Genomic DNA, 19,585 nt, shown 5'->3' on the forward strand with positions numbered 1-19,585 from the left:
AAAGGGCATGAAAATGATACAAACAGTATGCGGTGCGGTCCCAAAAGATGCTTTGGGCGTCACACTGAGCCATGAGCACCTGCTTGCGGACCTGAGAAGAGTCCGTCACGACGAGGCCTCCGTTCTGAATGATCTCGATATGATTTCAGAAGAACTAAAGCCGGCCGTGAAACTTGGGTGCCGTTCAATTGTTGAAGTCACAACCGTCGATATGGGACGGGATGTGACAGGACTTCGGAAACTGTCCGGAATGACGGGACTGAACATCGTTGCGTCGACCGGCTTCTATCTGAAGGAATACCACAGCGGCCGTTTGCAAAAGGCAACGGTTGACGATGTGGAAGAGTTTTTTGTGAAAGAAGTCAATGTTGGCATAGATGGAACCGATATCAAATCCGGAGCAATCGGAGAAGTTGCTTCCTCCGAGAAAATCTACCCGAGCGAAGAAAAGGTTCTGACGGCGGCGTCCAGGGCATCCAAGCGGACCGGCACGGCGGTGTTTACCCACTGTGACATGGGCCGTCTCGGTCTGGAACAGATTTCTCTGATGCTGGGGCAGGGAATGACGCCGGATAAACTCGTCATCGGCCACACCGACCTTACCGCCGATGCGGACTACCAAATCAAAATGCTGAAATTTGGAGTAAACCTGGCCTTTGACACGATTGGGAAAAGCAACTATCTTTCGGACGAAACGCGTGCGGAGGTACTGATCAAACTGCTGGAGGGCGGCTGGGAAGACCATCTGCTTCTCTCGGAGGACGTTTCCAAGCAGTCCTACCTGATCCGCTGTGGCGGAAAGGGATATACTGCTGTTTTGGGAAGTTTTCTTCCGCTTCTGCGTTCAAAACGCGTTCCAGAGGAACAGCTTCACAAACTCCTAGTGGAAAATCCTGCGAGGATTCTGGACCGGTGAACTCCGGCAACAAATCAGAAGGAGTAGATGTTCATGATCACGTATCCTCTGCCTTCCCTGTCTTTGGAACAGGCCAAAGAGCTGCAGTTTCGCATTGTCGATCTCACCACACGTTATTTTGACGGCTACGAGGTATTATCGGAAGGCGATTTGGGCGTTGTGAAGGGAAAGAACAAACCCTCCTACACAAGGAAAGTGGAGCGGGTTCTCGCGGACCTGTTTCAGACGGAAGACGCAACTTTAGTCCGGGGTGCCGGAACGGGGGCAATCCGCTGGGGATTGACATCCATTCTGAAAGGCGACGGAAAACTTTTGGTGCATTCCGCGCCGGTGTATCCCACCACGCAGGTCACTTTGGACACAATGCGTGTGAAACCGCTTCGGGCGGACTTTAACAATCAGGAAGATATTGTTCGCGTATTGGATCAGAATCCGGACGTCACAGCGGTTCTGATCCAGCTGACGCGGCAGAAACCAGACGACCGTTACCGCTGTAACGAAGTAATTCGGACGATCCGGTCCATAAGACCGTCCGTGCAGATTTTAACGGATGACAATTACGCCGTGCTGAAGGTTCCGAACATCGGAGCCCAGTGCGGAGCCGACCTGTCTAGTTTTTCCTGTTTCAAGCTGCTGGGACCCGCCGGAGTGGGGGCACTGGCCGGAAAAGGAAGCCTGATCCGAGCGATTTCCGACTGCAACTATTCGGGCGGCAGTCAGGTTCAGGGTTACGAGGCAATGGCGGTTCTGCGCGGGCTGATTTACGCGCCAATGGCCCTCGCCGTTCAGGCGCAGGTCGGCGAAGAACTGGTTCAGCGGCTTTGCTCGGGAGAGATTCCCGAGGTAAAAAATGCCTTTCTTGCAAACGCGCAGTCCAAGGTGCTACTGGTGGAATTCTGGGATGAGATTGCGGACCGGGTGCTCGAATTCACGGCGAAAAACGGAGCCGCGGCTTACCCCGTAGGGTGTGAATCCAAATTCGAGTTTGTCCCGATGATCTACCGCATTTCGGGAACCTTTCGCCGGCAGGACCCCTCTTTGGAGAAGCGCATGATCCGCATCAATCCGATGCGGGGCGGCGCGGAAACCGTCATGCGCATCCTGAAAAAATCTTTGCAGGAAGTGAAAAACGAAAGGTGAAACAGAAATGTTTTTAGAAAAAACGTGGGAAAGAAATTACCCGCTGATTGAAGCAGCGGTTTCCTTTCATAAATCGGGTGTCCTATGGCCGGACACTTATCTCATCGATGTGGATACGCTGCGGCAGAACGCTTCCCGCATTCGGGAAACAGCGGATCATAACGGACTCCACTTGTACTTTATGCTCAAGCAGCTCGGCAGGAACCCGGCCATTGCCCAGGAACTGATGCGTCTGGGCTACGACGGGGCTGTCGTGGTGGACTTCCGCGAAGCGGAGACAATGATCGATTCGGGAATTCCGATTGGGAACGTCGGTCATCTGGTACAGATTCCGAAAGCGGCTTTAAAAAAAATTCTGAGCGCGAAACCCGATTACGTGACGGTTTATTCCCTGGAAAAGGCATGTGAAATTGACGCCGTATGCGCGGAACTAAGTTTGGAGCAGAAACTGATGCTCCGCGTTCTGGGGGAAACGGATCTTCTGTATTCCGGCCAGTACGGCGGCTTTCCTCTTTCGGGGCTGGAAGGCGCGGCGCGGGAATTCAAAAAGCTCGGGCACATACGCGTGGCCGGCCTGACCTCTTTCCCCTGCTTTCTGTTTGACGAGAACTCGGGGAAGGTGGAGCCCACGCCCAATATCGGGACCCTGCAAAAAGCGAAAGAGCTCCTGACAGCAATGGGATTTTCCATTGACCAGATGAACATGCCGAGCGCAACCTGCTGCGCCAGTCTTCCGCTGATCCGACAGGCAGGCGGAACCCACGGGGAACCGGGCCACGGACTGACCGGGACGACGCCGCTGCACGCGGTAAGCAACTGTGAAGAGATTCCGGCGATCGTCTACCTGAGTGAAGTCTCCCACCTGTGCGGTGACACCTCTTACTGCTACGGCGGAGGACACTACCGGCGTTCCCATGTGAAGCAGGCGCTGGTCGGCTCCCCGGAAGAACACAGGTTTCTGGACGTGATTCCTCCCACCGACGAAAGCATTGATTACCATTTCGGCCTGAACGGCCCCGTGCGGATCTCGGAAAGTGTCGTAATGGCATTCCGCACGCAGATCTTTGTCACGCGAAGCCATGTGGCGCTGATTGGCGGGATATCGGAAGGAAAACCTCAGGTTCTCGGCATTTATACCTCCGAGGGAATGAGGATTCAATAGACAGGAAGGAGAGATTCATTGAAGAAATTTATTATTGTCGTGCTGGACGGCTTCGGGGTCGGCCAGATGGAGGATGTTCCCCAGGCGCGGCCTCAGGATACAGGAGCCAATACCTGGCTGCATATTCTGGAAAATAAACCGGAGCTCAGGCTACCCGTGTTGGAAAAGCTGGGTCTGATGAATATTATTGGGACAGAATCATCCCGGATGAAGTTCAGTTCCACGGCAACCTTCGGCAAAGCCGGACTGATGCATTCCGGAGCCGATACTTTCTTCGGTCATCAGGAAATCGTCGGTACCAAGCCGCAGAAACCGTTTGGGGAACCGATTAAAAACCGGATTGAACTCATTCACGACACGCTGGTTCAAAACGGATATCACGCGGAGTACTATCAGGGAGAATCCGAGCGGATGCTTGTGGTGGAAAACGCCTTGACGGTTGCCGACAATGTGGAGTGCGACCCGGGTCAGGCGTTTAACGTCACGGCCGCGATCGACACACTCGATTTCGACGAAGTTTTGAAAATCGGCAAGCTTGTGCGTTCCGTTTCCAAGGTGCCGCGCGTCATCACCTTCGGCGGCCGGGGAGTGACCATTCAGGATATTCTCGCTGCGGTGGAAGAGCATGACGGCGGCTATATCGGCGTAAATGCCCCAAAGTCCGGTGTTTACAACCGTGATTACCACTGCATCCACCTCGGCTACGGAGTGGACCCGGAAGTACAGGTTCCCACAATTCTGGGCCGTGCCGGATACGGCGTCACCCTGCTCGGGAAAGCGGCCGACGTCATCCAAAATCCGTTCGGAAAGAGCTGCTCCATAGTTGAGACCTCAAAAGTCCTTGGAAAATTGATTGAACTGTCGAAAGAAACGGAATGCGGTTTCTTCTGCTGTAATGTGCAGGAAACCGACCTGGCCGGGCACCAGGAGAGCGTGGAGAAATATGCGCATATTCTGGAAATTGCCGATCCTCTGCTCGGCCAACTGATGGACAGCATGGGAGACGAAGACCTGCTGGTTGTGATGGCGGACCACGGGAACGACCCGACCATTGGACATCCGCACCACACCCGGGAGCATGTTCCGCTGATGATCTACGGGCGCGGAATCCGTCCGGGGAACCTCGGCATCCGAGGCACCCTGTCCGATGTTGGAGCGACAGCGACCGATTATTTCGGGGAGCATCCGCCCGAAAACGGTTCCAGTTTTTTACCAAAACTCTTGGATTAATTTCAGGAGGCAAATGTAATGATTTCTACGACCGTGTGAATATTTTCATTTAAAATTGTGAGTGTTCCATATTCATTCATCCCAATCTTTTCCATCCGATCATTTCAAAATACTCCTTACTTCTCCGATATAAAAAAGCGATCCAAAGGCACATATTGCACCGCCTTTTGGCGTCTCGACGAGGCTTTTTTTCACCGCGGTTCCAACTGTGTCGCAGATTTGAATATTTTTGCAATATTCCTTCGCTGCTTTCGCCAAATCGGCAGCGGAGAGCGCCCTGCCACTGTTTGGAGTAACCGTGAACAGCTTTGCGCAGCCCGGCAGAATCTCTGCAAGCATGGACTGGTAATCCTTGTCGCCCAGCACTCCCATAATAAACGTCAGCGCTTGGCCCGGGAATAGGGAATCCAGGCTTTTCTTCAAGGCTGCCACACCTTCCGCGTTATGCGCACCGTCTATCAAAAAAAACGGATTCTTACTTAGTACCTCGAGCCGTCCGGGCCATCTCGCCTTTAAAAGTCCTTTTCGAATCGCTTTTTCCGTGATATTATACCCCTTGTTTTTTAGCACCTCTGCCACGTGAACCGCTACGGCAGCGTTTTTAACCTGATGTTCTCCCAGCAGGGATATTTTAAGAGCCGTATACTGTTTATAGCTGAAAGTTTGTCCTTCCATATTTTGCTCTATGATTTTTATCCCTGAAAAATCTGTCCTATGAAGCTTAGCACCTTTTTCTCTACAGGCTTTTTCTATGATCGCTGTGACGGAAGGAGGATTCGAATATGCCACAATATCCCCGCCGCGTTTGATAATGCCCGCCTTTTCTGCGGCAATCTCCTGTATTGTGTTCCCGAGTATGTTCATGTGGTCATAGCTGACCGCTGTTATTACGCCCAGGTCCGGCGTGTCGATCACATTGGTCGAATCAAGCCTTCCACCAAGCCCCACCTCAAGGACAACAACATTACAGCCCTGTTCGTAAAAATATTGAAATGCCATTGCGGTAAGAATTTCGAATTCCGTGGGATGACACCCGCCGTGTTCCAGCATGATTTTAATCTTGCTTTGAATCAATTCGGTCAATCCTGCAAACCGGGATTGTTCTATCTCAGCGTTGTTTACTTTGATCCGCTCTGTCACCCTTTGAATATGCGGAGAAGTAAAGATACCGGTCTTATAGCCGGATTCCATCAGGATACTGCTGATAAACGCTGCCGTCGAGCCTTTTCCGTTTGTACCGGCTATATGGATATACCGAAGCTTCTTTTGCGGGTTATCCATGCGCTCCAGCAATTCCGATATCGTATGGAGCCCGGGTTTCATTCCGAATTTTTGTGTATTACAGATAAATTCTAAAGCTTCCTCGTAGGTCATAGCCTATTACCACCCTGCTTTTTATATTTCATAAACACATAGTTTAAGCCTGATTGTGTTTTTTCTGCGCTGCGGGAAACCATTTTCCATTCATTCAATTGATCCAGATTCGTAAAATACGTATCGGCGTCATAGGAATGAAATATTTTTGTGACATAAGCCGTATCGCAATAGGGCAGCAGGAGCTGGTAGATACTTCCTCCTCCGATAACATACATATTTCTGCCGCCGTAATTTTTAAGTTCTTCCATCAGCTCTTTCAGGGAATGAACCGCTATCGCGTTCTCCACCTGAAAGTTTTTGTTTTTTGTCAGCACAATATTGGTTCTGCTCTTCAAAGGCATTCCTCCCGGAAAACTGTCCAGTGTCTTTCTTCCCATGACGACTACCTTTCCTATAGTCTTTTCGCGGAAAAAGGCCTGATCCTCCGGGATCTTGATGAGCAGTTCATTTTTTTTCCCGATTGCCCAATTTTGGTCAGCTGCTACGATCAGATGCATCTGTTTTAATGAGACAGGCCCGGATTGTACTGTCAGTAAAAATTCATGATACAGTTCCCGAATGCTCTTGCTGCATACGGGATGTATCCTTTCCGGAGCTATTTCATTCAAAGGCTTCAGCACAAATTCCCGTTCCAGCATTCTCGGATGCGGAATGGTTAACGACGCATCGTTCAAAACCAGATTCCCAAATAGCAGGATATCCAAATCGATGGTGCGCGGTCCCCAATGAACGATTCGTTCCCTTTTTAATGTTTTCTCTATGCCGCAGCAGATGCCTAACAGCTCATACGCGGTAAGTGACGTTTCGATCTCAGCGACCGCATTCAGGAAATCCGGCTGTTCCGTATAGCCCACGGGAGCAGTATTGAAATATGCGGAGACCTTGATAACTCTGACTCCGGAGGTATTTTCGAGCATCTCGACCGCCCGGTTGAGATGCGCCTCTCTGTCGCCAAGGTTTGAACCCAACCCGATATACGCGGTAACGAGACTACCACTCATCTTTGTCACCCCGTTTCCGTTCCAACTCAACCGCCGCATATTTTAGATGATGTCCCATTGGGGCCCATGGCTTTTTCAGCGTGATGCTTATTTCCGCAATGTCCGAATATTTTCGAAACAGATGCTGGATGATGTTCATGGCTGCGGCCTCAATCAGATTGCATTTACCAGACTGCATTACGGTTTGTACATCATTGCACAGGTCGGCGTAGTTGAGCGTGTCGTTCACGTCGTCGCTTGCCGCCGCTCTTTCCAGATTCGATCCGATCCGAAGGGAGACGAAAAACATCTGTCCGATTGTTCTTTCTTCCTGTGCAACCCCGTGATAAGCGTACACCTGCAAATCCTCGATGATGATCCTGTCCATTCGCAATCACCTCACCATACTGTCCGTCATTGCCGCGACCCTTACGTTTTGCAGCACATCATGTACTCTAACGATATCTGCCCCTTTCAGTATGCCGACTGACGTAACGGCCAATGTACCTTCCAACCTGTCATTTACCTCCAACCCAAGGGTTTTGCCGATGAAGCTTTTCCTTGACGCGGCAAGAAGGATGGGGTATCCCAGTTCTTTCAGCAGATTAAGATTCCGCATGACCGTTAAATTCTGCTCCCATGTCTTTCCGAATCCGATTCCCGGGTCCAGAATGATATTTTCATCCTTTACTCCTGCCTTGACGGCAAGCTCAATGCTTTCCCCCAATTCGGACAGAATGTCTTCCATCAGGTTGTCGTAGCCCGTGTTGGTTCTGTTATGCATGATACAGACCGGTACTTTACATGAAGCCGCAACATCGGCCATCTCTGGATCTTTTTTGAGGCCCCATATGTCATTAATCATATGAGCGCCGGCTTCAACCGCAAGTGCTGCTGTCTTGGCCTTATAGGTATCGACGGAGATCGGCAGAGCGCTCTCTTTGGAAAGCCTCTTGATGACGGGAATGACTCTACGAATCTCTTCCTCGGCCGACACCGGAACGGTGACCCCCGGCCTTGTGGATTCTCCCCCCACGTCAATGATATCTGCGCCTTCTTCCTCCATTTGTGCGGCATGCTTCAAGGCGGAGTCCATATCAAAATAATTTCCGCCGTCCGAAAACGAATCCGGCGTTACGTTCAATATGCCCATGATATAGGTCCGATTTCCCCATTTCCAAATCCTGTCTGCAATATTTAACTGATCTGTCATAATCAAGATTCTCCTTTTCAAAGCAGATTTCAATACGTTAACTCAGGATTTTTTCCGTCCGTAAACCGATTGCATACGTCTATGCTTTTGCAAAAAATGCAGGGTCTGCAAGCCTTATCGCTTTCATAGAGCACGGTACCCAAAAGAGATTTCCGGGTATCTTTTCTGCGATGAGTTTTTATGGCGTCCGTTATTTCTTCGGTGTCTTTACCGCTAACGCCGATATCCTCCAGAATTTCCTTTGCCAGAACAGCGCCTTCCAGTGCATGGTCCGATCCATCCCTGTATTGCTTCCATTTTGCGATATCATGAAGAAGCGCGGCCGCGTATATAATCTCTCTTGAAATTGGAAATTTCCTCTCCAGGCACATGATATAGGCCACTCTCGCCACGTCAAAAGAATGCTGCAAATCATGCCTGCAAAACAGTCTGTCTTTTTCCGCTTCGACATTCAGTTCCATATCCCTGATATACTGCGGATGTTTGAGAAGCTCATTTACCATCTTCATCAGAAACACTCCTTCCGTTAAAACCGGTAACGAATGTCTCATGTTTATTACAAAGTATCAGGAGTTTGTTCATCAGGTTTTGATCGCTGTTGAATCTTCCCCGCAAAGCCGTCGTCACGGTAAGCGCATTCGTATTTTTAATCCCTCTGGTCGCCATACAGGCATGCTGACCCTCGATGATGACGGCAACGTCCTCTGTCTGCGCGGCCTTCTGCATAATCTCCGCAATATCCGACCCGATCCGTTCCTGAAGCTGCAGCCTTTTGCTGACCATATCCGCGATTCTTACGATTTTGCTCAACCCCAGGACTTTACCGTTGGGTATGTATGCCACTGTCGCCATCATGTTGTACATCAGAGCAAGATGGTGTTCGCAGCAGCTGAAGATTTCAATATCCCTCACCACTACCAGGTCGTTGTTGTTTTCCGGCGTATACAGATCGTCTTCGAAGGTCTTGTGAAACATCCCGGCGATCTCATCATTTGTGTAGTTGATTCCCTCGAATCTTTCTTCGCACATCTTAGCCACACGGGCGGGAGTCTCCAGCAGTCCCTCGCGTTCCGGGTTCTCTCCCAAAGCCAATAAAAGCCCGCGTATGTGTTCTTCTATTTTCGTTTTATCTATTGACACTGTCATTTCCCTTTCTGCCAATCTGGCTGACAACCGACGGAGCAAAAGCCGGAGCCCCGTATTCCGATTCGTTTTCCGGTATGAAAATCCCCCCTTTATGTGGCAAAATTCCATGCCACATAAAGGGGGGATTACCCCAATATGCAGCAGCGGGATGCGAACCTTGTACCGTAAGCCTGTTAAAGCTTTTCGTCCCTCTGACAACTCCCCGTTCAGAAGGCACTGTAAATCAATGATTTACGCACAAAATTCTACTCTGCTCATGATTTTAAATTTGACAATCAGAACGAAATAAAAAAAGACCCACCAATCCAAGCATTACGCCCAGACGGTCGGCTTCCAAAACGCTGTACTCCCTGTGGTTAAATCCACTTCCGTCAGTCGTACAACACGTTTATGCTATCACTACTTCTCAAGATTGTCAACACCTCGGCCGGTTCGAATTGGCGATGTGCAGGGTGGCTGCACAAAATACAGGAAAAAACAGATGTAGATTGTTAACAATCCATGGCATGTGCCCGCTTTTTATTTCTAATTGACATTGATTTAGAAGCATGATAACATGAAACCAACTTCATATTTTGGGAAAGAGGGGGATTATGAAAACAAAAGTCAAAGAATTGCGAATGACGACCAAAATGACGCAACAGCAGTTGGCCGATTTGGTTCATGTTTCTTCACGGACAATCATTTCTATTGAAAAAGAACAGTACAGCCCTTCTCTTATGCTGGCTTATCGGATCGCGGAAGTGTTCGGAGTAACTGTTGAAGAACTGTGCTGCTTGAAAGAAAATAAAGAATTGGAGGATAAGCAATATGAAAATCTATGACAAAAAGAAATTTGGCTCCGGCTTAGTCTGTATGGCCTTAAGCTTGTTAAATCTGATCGCCAGCTTTTGGACTGGATTTGACGTGAGCGGTATCATTCTCATTTTGGCCCTCTTGCTTTTCGGGGTTGTATTGTTAGCACGCAGTCTTTCGTACAATTTGTCAAGAGAAGATCAGTTAGAAGGTTTGGATGAACGCAACCAACTTATTGAATTGAAAACAAAGAGTAAATCTTTTCGCTTGACACAGGGCATTTGTTTTGGATTAATGCTCGTATTCCTCGTCATGGGGAAAGTATCAGGAGAGAATTTGTTTATAAGTATGGGAGTTGGACTTGCATTTGCATATGCTGTTTCTATGTTTACGGAGATTTTTACATGCTTTTATTATGACAACCATATGTAGGAGGCCATATGAATAAGAGAAGTAAAATTGAACAACCGCTTCAAGATGAACAAGACGGGGAAACCGACATGTTTTACCATTAGATACAATAAAACGAGTAACTCAACATTTCACAACGTAAAGGCGGCATTCCACAACAATTCTATTGAAATTGGCTGTATGATTTGAAAAAATAATAAGATAGGCTACGTACAAAAATGTTGTTGGCACTTTCGGGACGGTCTCGAGCCGCTAAAACAACGTGTATGTGAACCGTTGTTTTAGCGGCTTATTTCTTCATCGCTCTGCCTCCTTTTTAAATATTAACTCATTACATGGAAAATCTGATGGGCAACACATCACCCGTCAGACCGTTACCCTGTGCAGTCTCTTGTAAACTGTACTTTGATAACGAATAACTAACAGTTTCATTTATGCCTATTTTATTTGAGGTAAGTTCAACAGCAAGACCACTTGATAAAGAAATCCGAAAACCATTAGCCTTGACTGGCTTGTACCTGAAAGCAGAGCACCGTTTGATACCCCTGCCCCGGCTCACTCTCAATGGTCATGGTGCCACAGTGTGCTTCCACAATCTGCCGAACCAATAGAAGCCCTAAGCCGTGGCGCAGGTTTAGCCGCTCGTCCGTGCTTTCCATGTAGTGGGTACTTTCTTTAAGCTCCCGCAGCTTTTCAGCTGAAAGCCCCACACCGTTGTCTGCAACCGTAAGAGTAATCGCTGCTTCGGAGTAATCAAGAGTTAGCGAAATTTCACAGCCTTGCGGATTGTGACGGAAGCTGTTTTGCACCAAATTATTGATTGCACGCATAATTAAACGGGAATCACATTCCAGTATGACATTTTCAGCGGCAGGTTTAATCCCAACCTCCACCGGATAGGATTCAGAAAGCCCGCCATTCAGCAGTTCCACCGCATAGGATCGCAGAAGTTTAGATAAGCGCACCGGTTCCTTATGGAGTGGCTGCATTTCATATTCCAGATGTGACACCAAATTCAAATCCTGTACCAGTTCCTTTATTTTAATGCTTTGCTGTCTCACAATTTCAGCCTGATCCTTTACAGAGCTGTTTATGGTTTTATTATCTGCAATGCGTCCGGCGTATCCCAGAATCATGGACAGCGGCGTCCGTATATCATGGGAAACACCGCTGATCCAGTTCGCTCTTGCTTCGTTCTGTTTGCTCAAAATGCGAGATGCTTTATTGATACTTCCCGCAACCTCTGATAAATCACCGCCGATAGCCAGCGATACCGGCTTACCGTCGGAAAGCGTCTCAATCGCATCAATGATCGGTTCCGTACTTCGGATAATTTTCCGTCTGGAGAAGTAATAGGCTAAAAACAAAAATAAGAAGTCGGCGGTCAGCATTCCGGTCATATAGAGCGGAAGCGTTTGAATCGCATGGATCGAGAAATAGTTGCTGGTCAGCTTGGTATAGCTGTCTTTCGGATAGCCCAATACCAGCAGGCCATCTTCCGTGTTCCAGACAAAAACGGGATAATCCTTTAAATATCCTTTGGAAAAGAGGGCAACATCCTGAATAGTATAATCTCCGGGAATGTCTTTGGGTATATTAACGGCCCATATACGATTCCCGCCCTGGTTCAGGAACATGGCCCAAATATGAGCACTCTCCAGTTTTTGGCGAGCATCGTCCGATACACCCTCTACCGTCGAGGCAGCGGCAATTTCCTCCAACATGGTTTGCGGTGAGGTATCTCCGTAGTCGTTTCTAATAACGCTCTGAAACGTAATACCAAAGGCCAGTACATTGAGCAGCGCCAACACAAGGTTAAAAGCGGCAAAGGATGCCAGATGTTTTGAGATATATTTTCCGAATGCTTTCATGGCGTCACTTCCTTATGTTCAGCTTATAGCCCAGCCCTTTGATTGTAATCAGGGAAACCGGTTTTGACGGATCTGTTTCAATTTTTTCCCGAATGCGCCGCACATGGGCGTTCAGGCTGTTCTCATACCCGAACGGATTGTCGCCCCAAAGGGCTTCGCAAAGCGAATCTATGGAAACAATTTTTCCCTCATTCCGCGCAAGGGTTTCCAGCAGGGTGTGTTCTTTTGCCGTCAGAGGAAGTACCTTGCCTGCTTTATGAACTTCGGCGCGGCTGAAATCAACCGTGCATCCGTCCAGCTTCAGGAGTTTCCTATCCATTTTGTAGCAACGGCGCAAAACAGCATAAACACGCAGCAGCAGTTCCTGTCCCATAAAAGGTTTTACGATATAATCATCGGCCCCCAGACCAAGACCGGCCAATTTATCCGCAGCCTCGTCCTTCGCCGTCAAAAAAATGATCGGCACATCGGTAAAAGAGCGCAATTGCTCCATAAGGGAAAAGCCGTCTCCATCCGGCAGCATCACATCTAAAATTGCTAAATCAGGCTTTTCAATTTCGGCAGCTGCGGTGCCTTCTTTTACAGAAGCGGCCAAGATAATGTTTTCAAAACCGTCATCCTTTAAAATGGCGGTTACCATTTTAAGCAGCTCCGGCTCGTCATCCACAAGCAGGAGCTTTTTTGTGTGTAAAAATGCCTGATCCATTCCTTCACCTCCAATAGGATCTATTATACCAAAGCATGTCCGTTTTGTGTGGTGATCGGCAAAAAGTAAGGTAAAAGTAAGGATAGGAGAATGTGGATGTCAGGTTGACGCTGTACCATAAGAGCATCGAAAGGAGATGTTCTTATGGATACCATGATTACAACGGAACAATTGACAAAAAAATATAAGAATTTCACATCTGTCAACAGTGTTTCGCTTCATATCCGGAAAGGCAGCATCTATGGCTTTCTTGGGCCGAACGGTGCCGGGAAATCTACCACCATGAAAATGCTGCTGGGATTGACGGCCCCCACAAAGGGCAGTTTTATCATCGATGGGAAGCACTTTCCAAATGACCGGATGGCCGTTCTGAGGGAGATCGGCTCCTTTATCGAATCCCCCTCGTTCTATGCCAACCTGACCGGACGTGAAAACCTCGATATCATCCGACGAATTTTAAAGCTGCCGGAAAGCTCGGTAGAGGATGCGTTGGAACTGGTTGGCCTCACAGAGTTTGGCGGTCGGCTGGCAAAGAATTATTCGCTGGGCATGAAACAGCGGCTGGGGCTTGCGGGGGCGCTGCTGGGCAGACCGCCCATCCTCATTCTGGACGAACCGACCAACGGCCTTGATCCCTCCGGCATCCACGAAATCCGCAATCTGATCAAATCCCTGCCGGAGCTCTATGATTGCACCGTACTGATTTCTTCCCACATGCTGTCGGAAATCGAGCTGATGGCGGATGATATCGGCATTCTGAACCATGGCCGCCTGCTGTTTGAGGGCAGCTTGGACGAGCTGCGGCAGAGTGCGCTGCAGGCCGGTTTTTCCTCGGATAATTTGGAAGAAATGTTCCTTTCCCTGATAGAAAAGGACAATGCAGCCAGAAAGCAGAGGGCACAGTTATGAACGCACTTGCCATCGAACTGCGAAAAGAAAAGCGGACAGGCGTAATTCCCGTGCTGCTGGTTGTCGGCGTTTTGGGAGCGGCATACGCCTTTGTCAACTTCATGTTGCGAAAGGACACTCTGCTGAACCTGCCGCTGGCCCCGATGGATGTTCTTTTGACCCAGCTCTACGGCATGATCATGATCTTAAATATGTTTGGTATTGTAGTCGCCGCCTGCATGGTCTACAACATGGAGTTCAAGGGGAATGCGGTCAAGAAGATGTATATGCTGCCCATGAGCGTTCCGGGGATGTACCTTTGCAAATTTCTGATTTTGACTGTCCTGCTGCTGGCAGCGGTAGCGATTCAAAATCTCGCACTGATGAAAATCGGCACGACCGAACTGCCGCAAGGTACCTTTGAATTGGGAACGCTGGTGCGGTTTGCCGCTTATTCGTTTATTACTGCCATGCCGGTGCTGTCCTTCATGATCTTACTTTCCTCCCGTTTTGAAAACATGTGGGTTCCTCTCGGGATCGGAGTTGCGGGATTTTTAAGCGGGATGGCCTTGGCAAACTCGAAAGTTGCTTTGCTGATGATTCACCCCTTTGTTATGATGCTGAAACCCGCCGTTGCTATGAGCGCACAGCCGGATAGCACGGTGATCCTTGTTTCTTTGGTGGAAACGATCCTATTCCTTGGGGCAGGGCTGTGGATGGCAAAGCATCTGCGCTATGAATAAGGGGAATTAAAATGAGTTTTTTAGAACTGCTGAAAATTGAGTTTATGAAAGTGAAGCGCTCAAAAATCATTCCATTGATTTTTGTTGCCCCGTTATTGGTGGTAGCATCCGGGATTGCGAATTTGAGCAGCTATTTCACACCGGAATATACGAATGCTTGGCCTGCTATGTTCATTCAAAGTGCACTGGTCTATGCCTATTATCTGCTTCCGCTGAGCATGGTCGTTGTTTGCGTTATGATTGCAGGAAGGGAAACACAGCACAACGGCGTCTTAAAGATGCTGGCTCTGCCGGTCAGCCGGCATGCCCTTTCTCTGGCAAAGTTCTGTGTACTGATGTTCTATTTGTTCATGGAAATGGTTGTGTTCCTCGCAGTATTTATCGTTGCCGGATGGGTTGCCACAAACACGATGGGAGTCACCGAAACACTGCCTGTCCTTTACCTGCTCAAGTGGTGTGCGGGGCTGTTTCTTACGATGCTGCCCAGCGTGGCAACCATGTGGGCTGTTACTGTGTTGTTTGAAAAACCGCTGCTGTCCGTCGGCCTGAATCTGCTTCTTGTCATTCCCGGCGTCTTGGCCGCCAATACGCCGCTCTGGATTGTCTATCCATATTGCTACAGTGGTTATCTGGTGTCCTGCTCGCTGCACGAGTTTACAACGAATACCTCAGGGATAGCCTTTGAGCTGTTTCCGTTCCTGCCCTGTGCCGTCCTGATCTTTGCATTGGTGCTTACCGTGGCCGTAACACAATTTGGAAAGAAAGAAATGAGGTAAAAAGATGGAAAACAAGAAACATCAAAAAACAAGCATTGCTGCACTGATTGTTAGCGTATTGCCGCTCGCAACCTTTATTCCTATTTTGTTGAAAATCACGATATCGGACGAAATACGTAACCTTTGGGCTGGGGCCAATATTCTTTCTATTTTGGCAGGGCTTTGTCTTTCCATTGTCTGCGTGAAAAGTAGCGAAAGCCGTAGTGTTTTGAATATCATCTCTACAATAATATGTGTCGTCTTGATATTGATCGTAATTGGAATCATTATTCTGGCATTGTTTTTAAATTTTTTACAATAAGATGATTTGCTCCTTTGTCTAAATCGAATTTTGGGGTGAATTACCCGCCATATAAAAAAGCGGTAGTTTGGCGGGATACTTTACATGCTTAAATGCCGTTTGAAACCTTCCAAACCCGTGAAGTTTGGAGGGCTTTTCTATGTTATATGTGTAGGCGTGCTAACACCTAAAAGGTTTTTGACCTACGTTCTGGAATTGAAAGTCCTCGGTATAGTGGTGGAGTTTGAGGAAAATGGCCTCAAGACACAGACCAAGCTCTGCTGGAGAGTGTAACGGCAGTTCTGAATACGATATATAAATGAGCCTAGCCTGCTGGAGCTTCCTGCCCGCATCGGGAAAACTATTCCCTGACGGATAACCAAATCAACCGGGAGCTTGAAAAAGCGAGGTGGACGGCGACTACACCAAGCTGCTGATATTCGCTGTGCCGCTGCAAAATATGAGGCCGGTCACAGCGTCCAGCCCGCCGCCTTATTCTGCAGTTCAACCATGTGTTTGAATAGGCCGCCCTGCTGTAGCAGCTCTTGGGGAGAACCCTGCTGGGAAACGCAACCGTTATCGAGCACTACAATCTTGTCCGCATCGGCAACGGTCCTCATACGGTGTGCAATGACTAGCACGGTTTTGTCCCGGATGAGCTGAGAGATTGCGGACTGAATGAAGGTCTCGTTTTCCACATCAAGAGAAGCTGTCGCTTCATCCAGAAGAATGATTGGAGCATCTTTCAAAAATGCGCGCGCGATGGAAATGCGCTGGCGTTCACCCCCGGACAGCTCCGAACCGTTTTCGCCGATCATGCTATCGAAGCCGTCCGGAAGCTTCTCGGCAAATTCATCGCAATGCGCGTATCGGGCCGCTGTCAGAACTTCCTCATCGGTAGCCTCCTTCCGGCCGACACGGATATTTTCCTTTATTGTATTATTAAACAGCGTAACATCCTGAAAAACAATCGAGTACAGCGAAAGGAGCGTCTCCGGATCGATTTTTGAAATATTCGTTCCTCCCACGGTGATTTTCCCGCAGCTTATGTCCCAGAACCGCGCGGCAAGCCGCGATGCGGTCGTCTTTCCGCCTCCGGACGGGCCGATCAGTGCGGTCACTTCACCCTGCCTGGCGGTAAAGGATACGTCGCGCAGAACGTTATCTTTTCCGTTATAAGCAAAACCAACGTGATTGAACCGGATGTCACAGCCCTCATTTTTCAGAATAGACCCGCCGCTCTGAACAGGGTGATCAAGGATTTCGTTCATTCGCCCGGTCTGGACGTTGGCCGCTATAATGGCGGCGAGGTTTTGAAGTGCGGCCTGCATCGGGTCATACATGCGCGAAACCACAAGCAGGAACATAAAAAACGTCAAAATGTTGAGGTTTCCGTTGATAAGCAGGACTCCTCCGGTCAGCGCAACCGTTGCGATACCCAGTTTCAGAATCATCTGCGCGGAAGCGACAAATAAAGCGGTACCGAGCTCAGTTAAAATGGCGCGTTTCTCTACGGCCTTTATTTTTTTATCGAGTCCCGTAAGATAGTCTCTCTCGGCATTGTTCGCTTTCAGATCCCGGACAGATTCAAGGCACTCCTGGATCCCGTCGGTACAGGCCATCTTTACCGTCATCTGCTTTCGTCCAAGCGCGTTTTGAACTTTTGAGGAAAACAGCACGACGCAGAATGAGACGGGAAGCACCCAGATCGCTGCGAGCGCCATACGCCAATTGAAAAAGAACAGACTGACGGCGACAAGAAATGTTGAGGTCACCGCGCCGATCAGTTCCGGGATATAGTGAGAGAAAGCAGTTTCAAGTGATGAGCAGTCCGCCATGATCGTACTGGTCAGGTCGGATAGATCTTTCTTTCCGAAAAAAGATAACGGGAGTTTTCTGAGCTTTTCCGCAAGCGTAATCCGTCGGACACCGCTTTCCACATAGGTAGCAAGGTAGCAGGCGTTATACTGAATCCGCGAAGTCAGGAAAATCAGAAGAAGGCATATCGCGCACCCTATGATATAGAAGCTGATTCGGCTTCCGGGCACGCCGCCGTTCATAAGATCACCTACGAGGTAATAGAGAAGCCCTACCGGAACCATAAGGACGAAATCCGCCGCCGCACATGCGGCACAGCTTTTGACAAGATCTTTCGCCCCCTGTTCGGAGAGCGCGTATTTATGTTGGACGGTTTTAAGCAAGTTCATTTTTGGCACCTACCTTCCATTTCGCGGCACGGCTGTATTCTTGCCACATGCGTGTGTAAAGGCCCTCTCCCTGAAGAAGTTCTTCATGATTGCCGCATTCTTCGATATGTCCATCTTCCAATACGAATATCTTGTCGACTCCTGCAACGGCGGACAGTCGGTGGGCAATCATGATAACGGTTTTATCCTTCGAAAGCGCTTTGAATGCCGCCTGCACCTTAAATTCATTGTCCGGGTCGGCGAAGGCCGTAGCCTCATCCAGAATAATAATCGGCGTATTCTTCAGCATGACGCGGGCAATGGTAATCCGCTGCTGTTCGCCGCCTGAAAGATAAACGCCTTTCGTCCCAATCACGGTGTCTATCCCGTTCGGCATTTTTGAAAGAATATCGCCGCACTGCCCGCTTCCAGGGCTTTTATAACCTCCTCGCGTGTGGCGTCCGGTTTTGCCATACGGACGTTTTCTAAAATAGATGTTTTCAGCAGCCTGCTGTCCTGAAAGACAAAGGATACCGTGTCCATCAGCTGCTTTTTCGGGATCTCCTTGACGTCTACGCCGCCGATTATGATTCTGCCGCGGCTGACATCCCAGAAACGCGCGATGACGCTGGCAAGTGTCGTTTTGCCGCCGCCGGACGGACCGACGAGGGCGACATGCTCACCGGGTTTAATCTGCAGGGAAATGCGATCCAGCGCGTTTGCTTTCGTGTTTTGGTACCGAAACGAAACGTCGTCCAGCACGACGGAATTGTCTTTTGGACACAAAGGCCGTATGGGCTCTGGCATGGGCGTGAGCGCCATCACGCTGTCGATCCGCTCCAGCGCATCGGCGACAATCATTTGATTTTCACTGGAAAACATGATCTTTGTCAGTGTAACGGTTATAATCGGCGTAAATATAATATAAAAAAGCAGATTCAGCAGGAACGCATTGCCGACGCCGTTTTGTGTCATGAAAAGTGCCGCCGCGATGAGGACGGCAAACACGGCGTTGATCGCCGTCGTGTAAAACATCATCGGCAAACGCAGCTGCTTCGTGTAAGCAATGACCCATTTTTCGTAATTGTCGATGGACGCCTTGAACCTTTTAAACGAGAATACCGACTGCCCGAAGGTCTTGACGACAGGTATTCCGCGGACGTATTCAACGGCTTCATTGGACATTTGTCCCAGAGCATCCTGGTATTCCTTCATTTTCGTACGCATTTTAGCGCCGGTCATTGTTGCCATCAACGTAAATGCCGAAGCGCCAGCATGCCGACCGGAGTCGTGATCGCTCCGGCACGGTCCGGCAGTTGATGAGCCAGGTAGGTCTCCGTAGCTGCGCTGGACTCGTTGACGATCTTTCTCAGCTTGCCGCTTCCGAAGCTGTCCATGAACCCGAGCGGAAGTGTAACGATATGATGCATTGCCTGACTCCTGATATTGGATGCGACCCTGAACGCAGCGATATGCGAACACATCAGAGCACCGATATAAATGAGCATCGATACGACCGCAAACAGAACGGCCATCCAGCCGTTATGCGCCAGATTGTGTGCCGCGCCGAAATCCGGCGCGACTTCAAGTACCTCTTCCATCATTTTCCATATGTATACGAATGGCAAAAGCGCGACAAGCGCGCTGATCGCGGACAGAATCCACGAGAATATCGTCAGATATCGGAAGTTTCCGGCATAATCAAAAAGCTTCAATAGGTCAGACTGTTTTTTCAATGGCTTTTTCCTCCTTTGAATTGTGTATA

Annotated in this window: 18 protein-coding genes, 2 pseudogenes and 2 riboswitches; of the genes and pseudogenes, 10 read left to right on the forward strand and 10 right to left on the reverse strand. The window is 49.0% G+C overall.

Annotation, left to right across the window (positions count from 1 at the left end):
• Positions 1-13 precede the first annotated feature (13 nt).
• Genes CAFE_RS13915 through CAFE_RS13930 form a run of 4 tightly spaced genes read left to right on the forward strand, consistent with a single transcriptional unit; the run spans position 14 to position 4,448 of the window.
• A complete protein-coding gene (locus CAFE_RS13915) occupies positions 14-916 on the forward strand; it encodes a phosphotriesterase family protein (protein WP_066643254.1) in 903 nt (300 codons plus the stop codon).
• 33 nt (positions 917-949) lie between these two features.
• The gene (locus CAFE_RS13920; protein ID WP_156990975.1) at positions 950-2,056 is read left to right on the forward strand and encodes an aminotransferase class V-fold PLP-dependent enzyme; all 1,107 of its coding nucleotides are present in this window, start codon (positions 950-952) and stop codon (positions 2,054-2,056) included.
• 7 nt (positions 2,057-2,063) lie between these two features.
• On the forward strand, positions 2,064-3,218 hold the full coding sequence (locus CAFE_RS13925; RefSeq protein ID WP_066643067.1) for a YhfX family PLP-dependent enzyme: 1,155 nt from the start codon (positions 2,064-2,066) through the stop codon (positions 3,216-3,218).
• An 18-nt stretch (positions 3,219-3,236) separates the two neighbouring features.
• A complete protein-coding gene (locus tag CAFE_RS13930; RefSeq protein WP_066643064.1) occupies positions 3,237-4,448 on the forward strand; it encodes a phosphopentomutase in 1,212 nt (403 codons plus the stop codon).
• 99 nt (positions 4,449-4,547) lie between these two features.
• On the opposite strand, the gene CAFE_RS13935 is transcribed toward CAFE_RS13930, so the two are convergent.
• From CAFE_RS13935 to folE, 6 genes and pseudogenes are all read right to left on the reverse strand, one after another.
• Complete coding sequence (locus CAFE_RS13935; protein WP_156990976.1) at positions 4,548-5,822, reverse strand: bifunctional folylpolyglutamate synthase/dihydrofolate synthase; 1,275 nt, start codon at positions 5,820-5,822, stop codon at positions 4,548-4,550.
• A complete protein-coding gene (gene folK / locus CAFE_RS20505; RefSeq protein ID WP_330594016.1) occupies positions 5,819-6,826 on the reverse strand; it encodes a 2-amino-4-hydroxy-6-hydroxymethyldihydropteridine diphosphokinase in 1,008 nt (335 codons plus the stop codon). Before folK ends, CAFE_RS13935 begins: the two co-directional genes overlap by 4 nt.
• Positions 6,816-7,193, reverse strand: a complete 378-nt coding sequence (folB, locus tag CAFE_RS13950; protein ID WP_066643058.1) for a dihydroneopterin aldolase — start codon at positions 7,191-7,193, stop codon at positions 6,816-6,818. Before folB ends, folK begins: the two co-directional genes overlap by 11 nt.
• A gap of 6 nt (positions 7,194-7,199) precedes the next feature.
• Entirely contained in the window at positions 7,200-8,018 is an 819-nt protein-coding gene (gene folP / locus CAFE_RS13955) for a dihydropteroate synthase (RefSeq protein WP_066643056.1), read from the reverse strand.
• Positions 8,019-8,047: 29 nt separating this feature from the next.
• Positions 8,048-8,527, reverse strand: a complete 480-nt coding sequence (locus CAFE_RS13960) for an HD domain-containing protein (RefSeq protein WP_066643054.1) — start codon at positions 8,525-8,527, stop codon at positions 8,048-8,050.
• Positions 8,528-8,570: 43 nt separating this feature from the next.
• A pseudogene (folE, locus tag CAFE_RS13965) lies at positions 8,571-9,158 on the reverse strand (GTP cyclohydrolase I FolE); the annotation flags it as partial.
• 145 nt (positions 9,159-9,303) lie between these two features.
• A riboswitch (THF riboswitch) is annotated at positions 9,304-9,419 on the reverse strand.
• 54 nt (positions 9,420-9,473) lie between these two features.
• Positions 9,474-9,553, reverse strand: a riboswitch (ZMP/ZTP riboswitch).
• A gap of 204 nt (positions 9,554-9,757) precedes the next feature.
• Here folE and CAFE_RS13970 point away from each other — a divergent pair.
• Both CAFE_RS13970 and CAFE_RS13975 read left to right on the forward strand, forming a co-directional pair.
• Positions 9,758-9,988: a helix-turn-helix transcriptional regulator gene (locus CAFE_RS13970; RefSeq protein ID WP_066643052.1), complete on the forward strand. Its 231-nt coding sequence runs from the start codon at positions 9,758-9,760 to the stop codon at positions 9,986-9,988.
• A complete protein-coding gene (locus tag CAFE_RS13975; RefSeq protein WP_066643050.1) occupies positions 9,975-10,391 on the forward strand; it encodes a hypothetical protein in 417 nt (138 codons plus the stop codon). Before CAFE_RS13970 ends, CAFE_RS13975 begins: the two co-directional genes overlap by 14 nt.
• Positions 10,392-10,867: 476 nt before the next feature.
• On the opposite strand, the gene CAFE_RS13980 is transcribed toward CAFE_RS13975, so the two are convergent.
• Both CAFE_RS13980 and CAFE_RS13985 read right to left on the reverse strand, forming a co-directional pair.
• A complete protein-coding gene (locus CAFE_RS13980) occupies positions 10,868-12,241 on the reverse strand; it encodes a sensor histidine kinase (protein WP_156990978.1) in 1,374 nt (457 codons plus the stop codon).
• A gap of 4 nt (positions 12,242-12,245) precedes the next feature.
• Positions 12,246-12,947, reverse strand: coding sequence for a response regulator transcription factor (locus CAFE_RS13985; protein WP_066643043.1), 702 nt, complete (start codon positions 12,945-12,947; stop codon positions 12,246-12,248).
• A 144-nt stretch (positions 12,948-13,091) separates the two neighbouring features.
• Here CAFE_RS13985 and CAFE_RS13990 point away from each other — a divergent pair, with 144 nt between their 5' ends.
• From CAFE_RS13990 to CAFE_RS14005, 4 genes are read left to right on the forward strand one after another with little or no spacing between them, the layout of a single operon-like run.
• Positions 13,092-13,856: an ABC transporter ATP-binding protein gene (locus tag CAFE_RS13990; protein WP_066643040.1), complete on the forward strand. Its 765-nt coding sequence runs from the start codon at positions 13,092-13,094 to the stop codon at positions 13,854-13,856.
• Positions 13,853-14,578: an ABC transporter permease gene (locus tag CAFE_RS13995; RefSeq protein ID WP_156990979.1), complete on the forward strand. Its 726-nt coding sequence runs from the start codon at positions 13,853-13,855 to the stop codon at positions 14,576-14,578. The genes CAFE_RS13990 and CAFE_RS13995 overlap by 4 nt, the downstream gene beginning before the upstream one ends.
• A gap of 11 nt (positions 14,579-14,589) precedes the next feature.
• Complete coding sequence (locus tag CAFE_RS14000) at positions 14,590-15,354, forward strand: ABC transporter permease (protein ID WP_066643034.1); 765 nt, start codon at positions 14,590-14,592, stop codon at positions 15,352-15,354.
• A gap of 4 nt (positions 15,355-15,358) precedes the next feature.
• Positions 15,359-15,655, forward strand: a complete 297-nt coding sequence (locus tag CAFE_RS14005) for a hypothetical protein (protein ID WP_066643032.1) — start codon at positions 15,359-15,361, stop codon at positions 15,653-15,655.
• Between the two features lie 449 nt (positions 15,656-16,104).
• On the opposite strand, the gene CAFE_RS14010 is transcribed toward CAFE_RS14005, so the two are convergent.
• Both CAFE_RS14010 and CAFE_RS14015 read right to left on the reverse strand, forming a co-directional pair.
• Positions 16,105-17,835 carry an ABC transporter ATP-binding protein gene (locus CAFE_RS14010; protein ID WP_156990989.1) on the reverse strand — a complete coding sequence of 577 codons (1,731 nt, stop codon included), beginning with the start codon at positions 17,833-17,835 and terminating at the stop codon, positions 16,105-16,107.
• Positions 17,828-19,556, reverse strand: a pseudogene (locus CAFE_RS14015) (ABC transporter ATP-binding protein). Before CAFE_RS14015 ends, CAFE_RS14010 begins: the two are co-directional and overlap by 8 nt.
• Between the last annotated feature and the right edge of the window lie 29 nt (positions 19,557-19,585).

Source organism: Caproicibacter fermentans, assembly GCF_009746625.1.
Lineage (GTDB): Bacteria > Bacillota > Clostridia > Oscillospirales > Acutalibacteraceae > Caproicibacter > Caproicibacter fermentans.

Excerpts from the sequence above, each read along its gene's own strand:
- CAFE_RS13990 (WP_066643040.1), top strand. The coding sequence starts at position 13,092 with ATGGATACCATGATTACAACGGAACAATTGACAAAAAAATATAAGAAT.
- CAFE_RS13980 (WP_156990978.1), bottom strand. The coding sequence starts at position 12,241 with ATGAAAGCATTCGGAAAATATATCTCAAAACATCTGGCATCCTTTGCC.
- folP (WP_066643056.1), bottom strand. The coding sequence starts at position 8,018 with ATGACAGATCAGTTAAATATTGCAGACAGGATTTGGAAATGGGGAAAT.
- CAFE_RS13995 (WP_156990979.1), top strand. The coding sequence starts at position 13,853 with ATGAACGCACTTGCCATCGAACTGCGAAAAGAAAAGCGGACAGGCGTA.
- CAFE_RS13920 (WP_156990975.1), top strand. The coding sequence starts at position 950 with ATGATCACGTATCCTCTGCCTTCCCTGTCTTTGGAACAGGCCAAAGAG.
- CAFE_RS13925 (WP_066643067.1), top strand. The coding sequence starts at position 2,064 with ATGTTTTTAGAAAAAACGTGGGAAAGAAATTACCCGCTGATTGAAGCA.
- folK (WP_330594016.1), bottom strand. The coding sequence starts at position 6,826 with ATGAGTGGTAGTCTCGTTACCGCGTATATCGGGTTGGGTTCAAACCTT.
- CAFE_RS14000 (WP_066643034.1), top strand. The coding sequence starts at position 14,590 with ATGAGTTTTTTAGAACTGCTGAAAATTGAGTTTATGAAAGTGAAGCGC.
- CAFE_RS13970 (WP_066643052.1), top strand. The coding sequence starts at position 9,758 with ATGAAAACAAAAGTCAAAGAATTGCGAATGACGACCAAAATGACGCAA.
- folB (WP_066643058.1), bottom strand. The coding sequence starts at position 7,193 with ATGGACAGGATCATCATCGAGGATTTGCAGGTGTACGCTTATCACGGG.
- CAFE_RS14005 (WP_066643032.1), top strand. The coding sequence starts at position 15,359 with ATGGAAAACAAGAAACATCAAAAAACAAGCATTGCTGCACTGATTGTT.
- CAFE_RS13960 (WP_066643054.1), bottom strand. The coding sequence starts at position 8,527 with ATGAAGATGGTAAATGAGCTTCTCAAACATCCGCAGTATATCAGGGAT.
- CAFE_RS13935 (WP_156990976.1), bottom strand. The coding sequence starts at position 5,822 with ATGACCTACGAGGAAGCTTTAGAATTTATCTGTAATACACAAAAATTC.
- CAFE_RS13915 (WP_066643254.1), top strand. The coding sequence starts at position 14 with ATGATACAAACAGTATGCGGTGCGGTCCCAAAAGATGCTTTGGGCGTC.
- CAFE_RS13985 (WP_066643043.1), bottom strand. The coding sequence starts at position 12,947 with ATGGATCAGGCATTTTTACACACAAAAAAGCTCCTGCTTGTGGATGAC.
- CAFE_RS13975 (WP_066643050.1), top strand. The coding sequence starts at position 9,975 with ATGAAAATCTATGACAAAAAGAAATTTGGCTCCGGCTTAGTCTGTATG.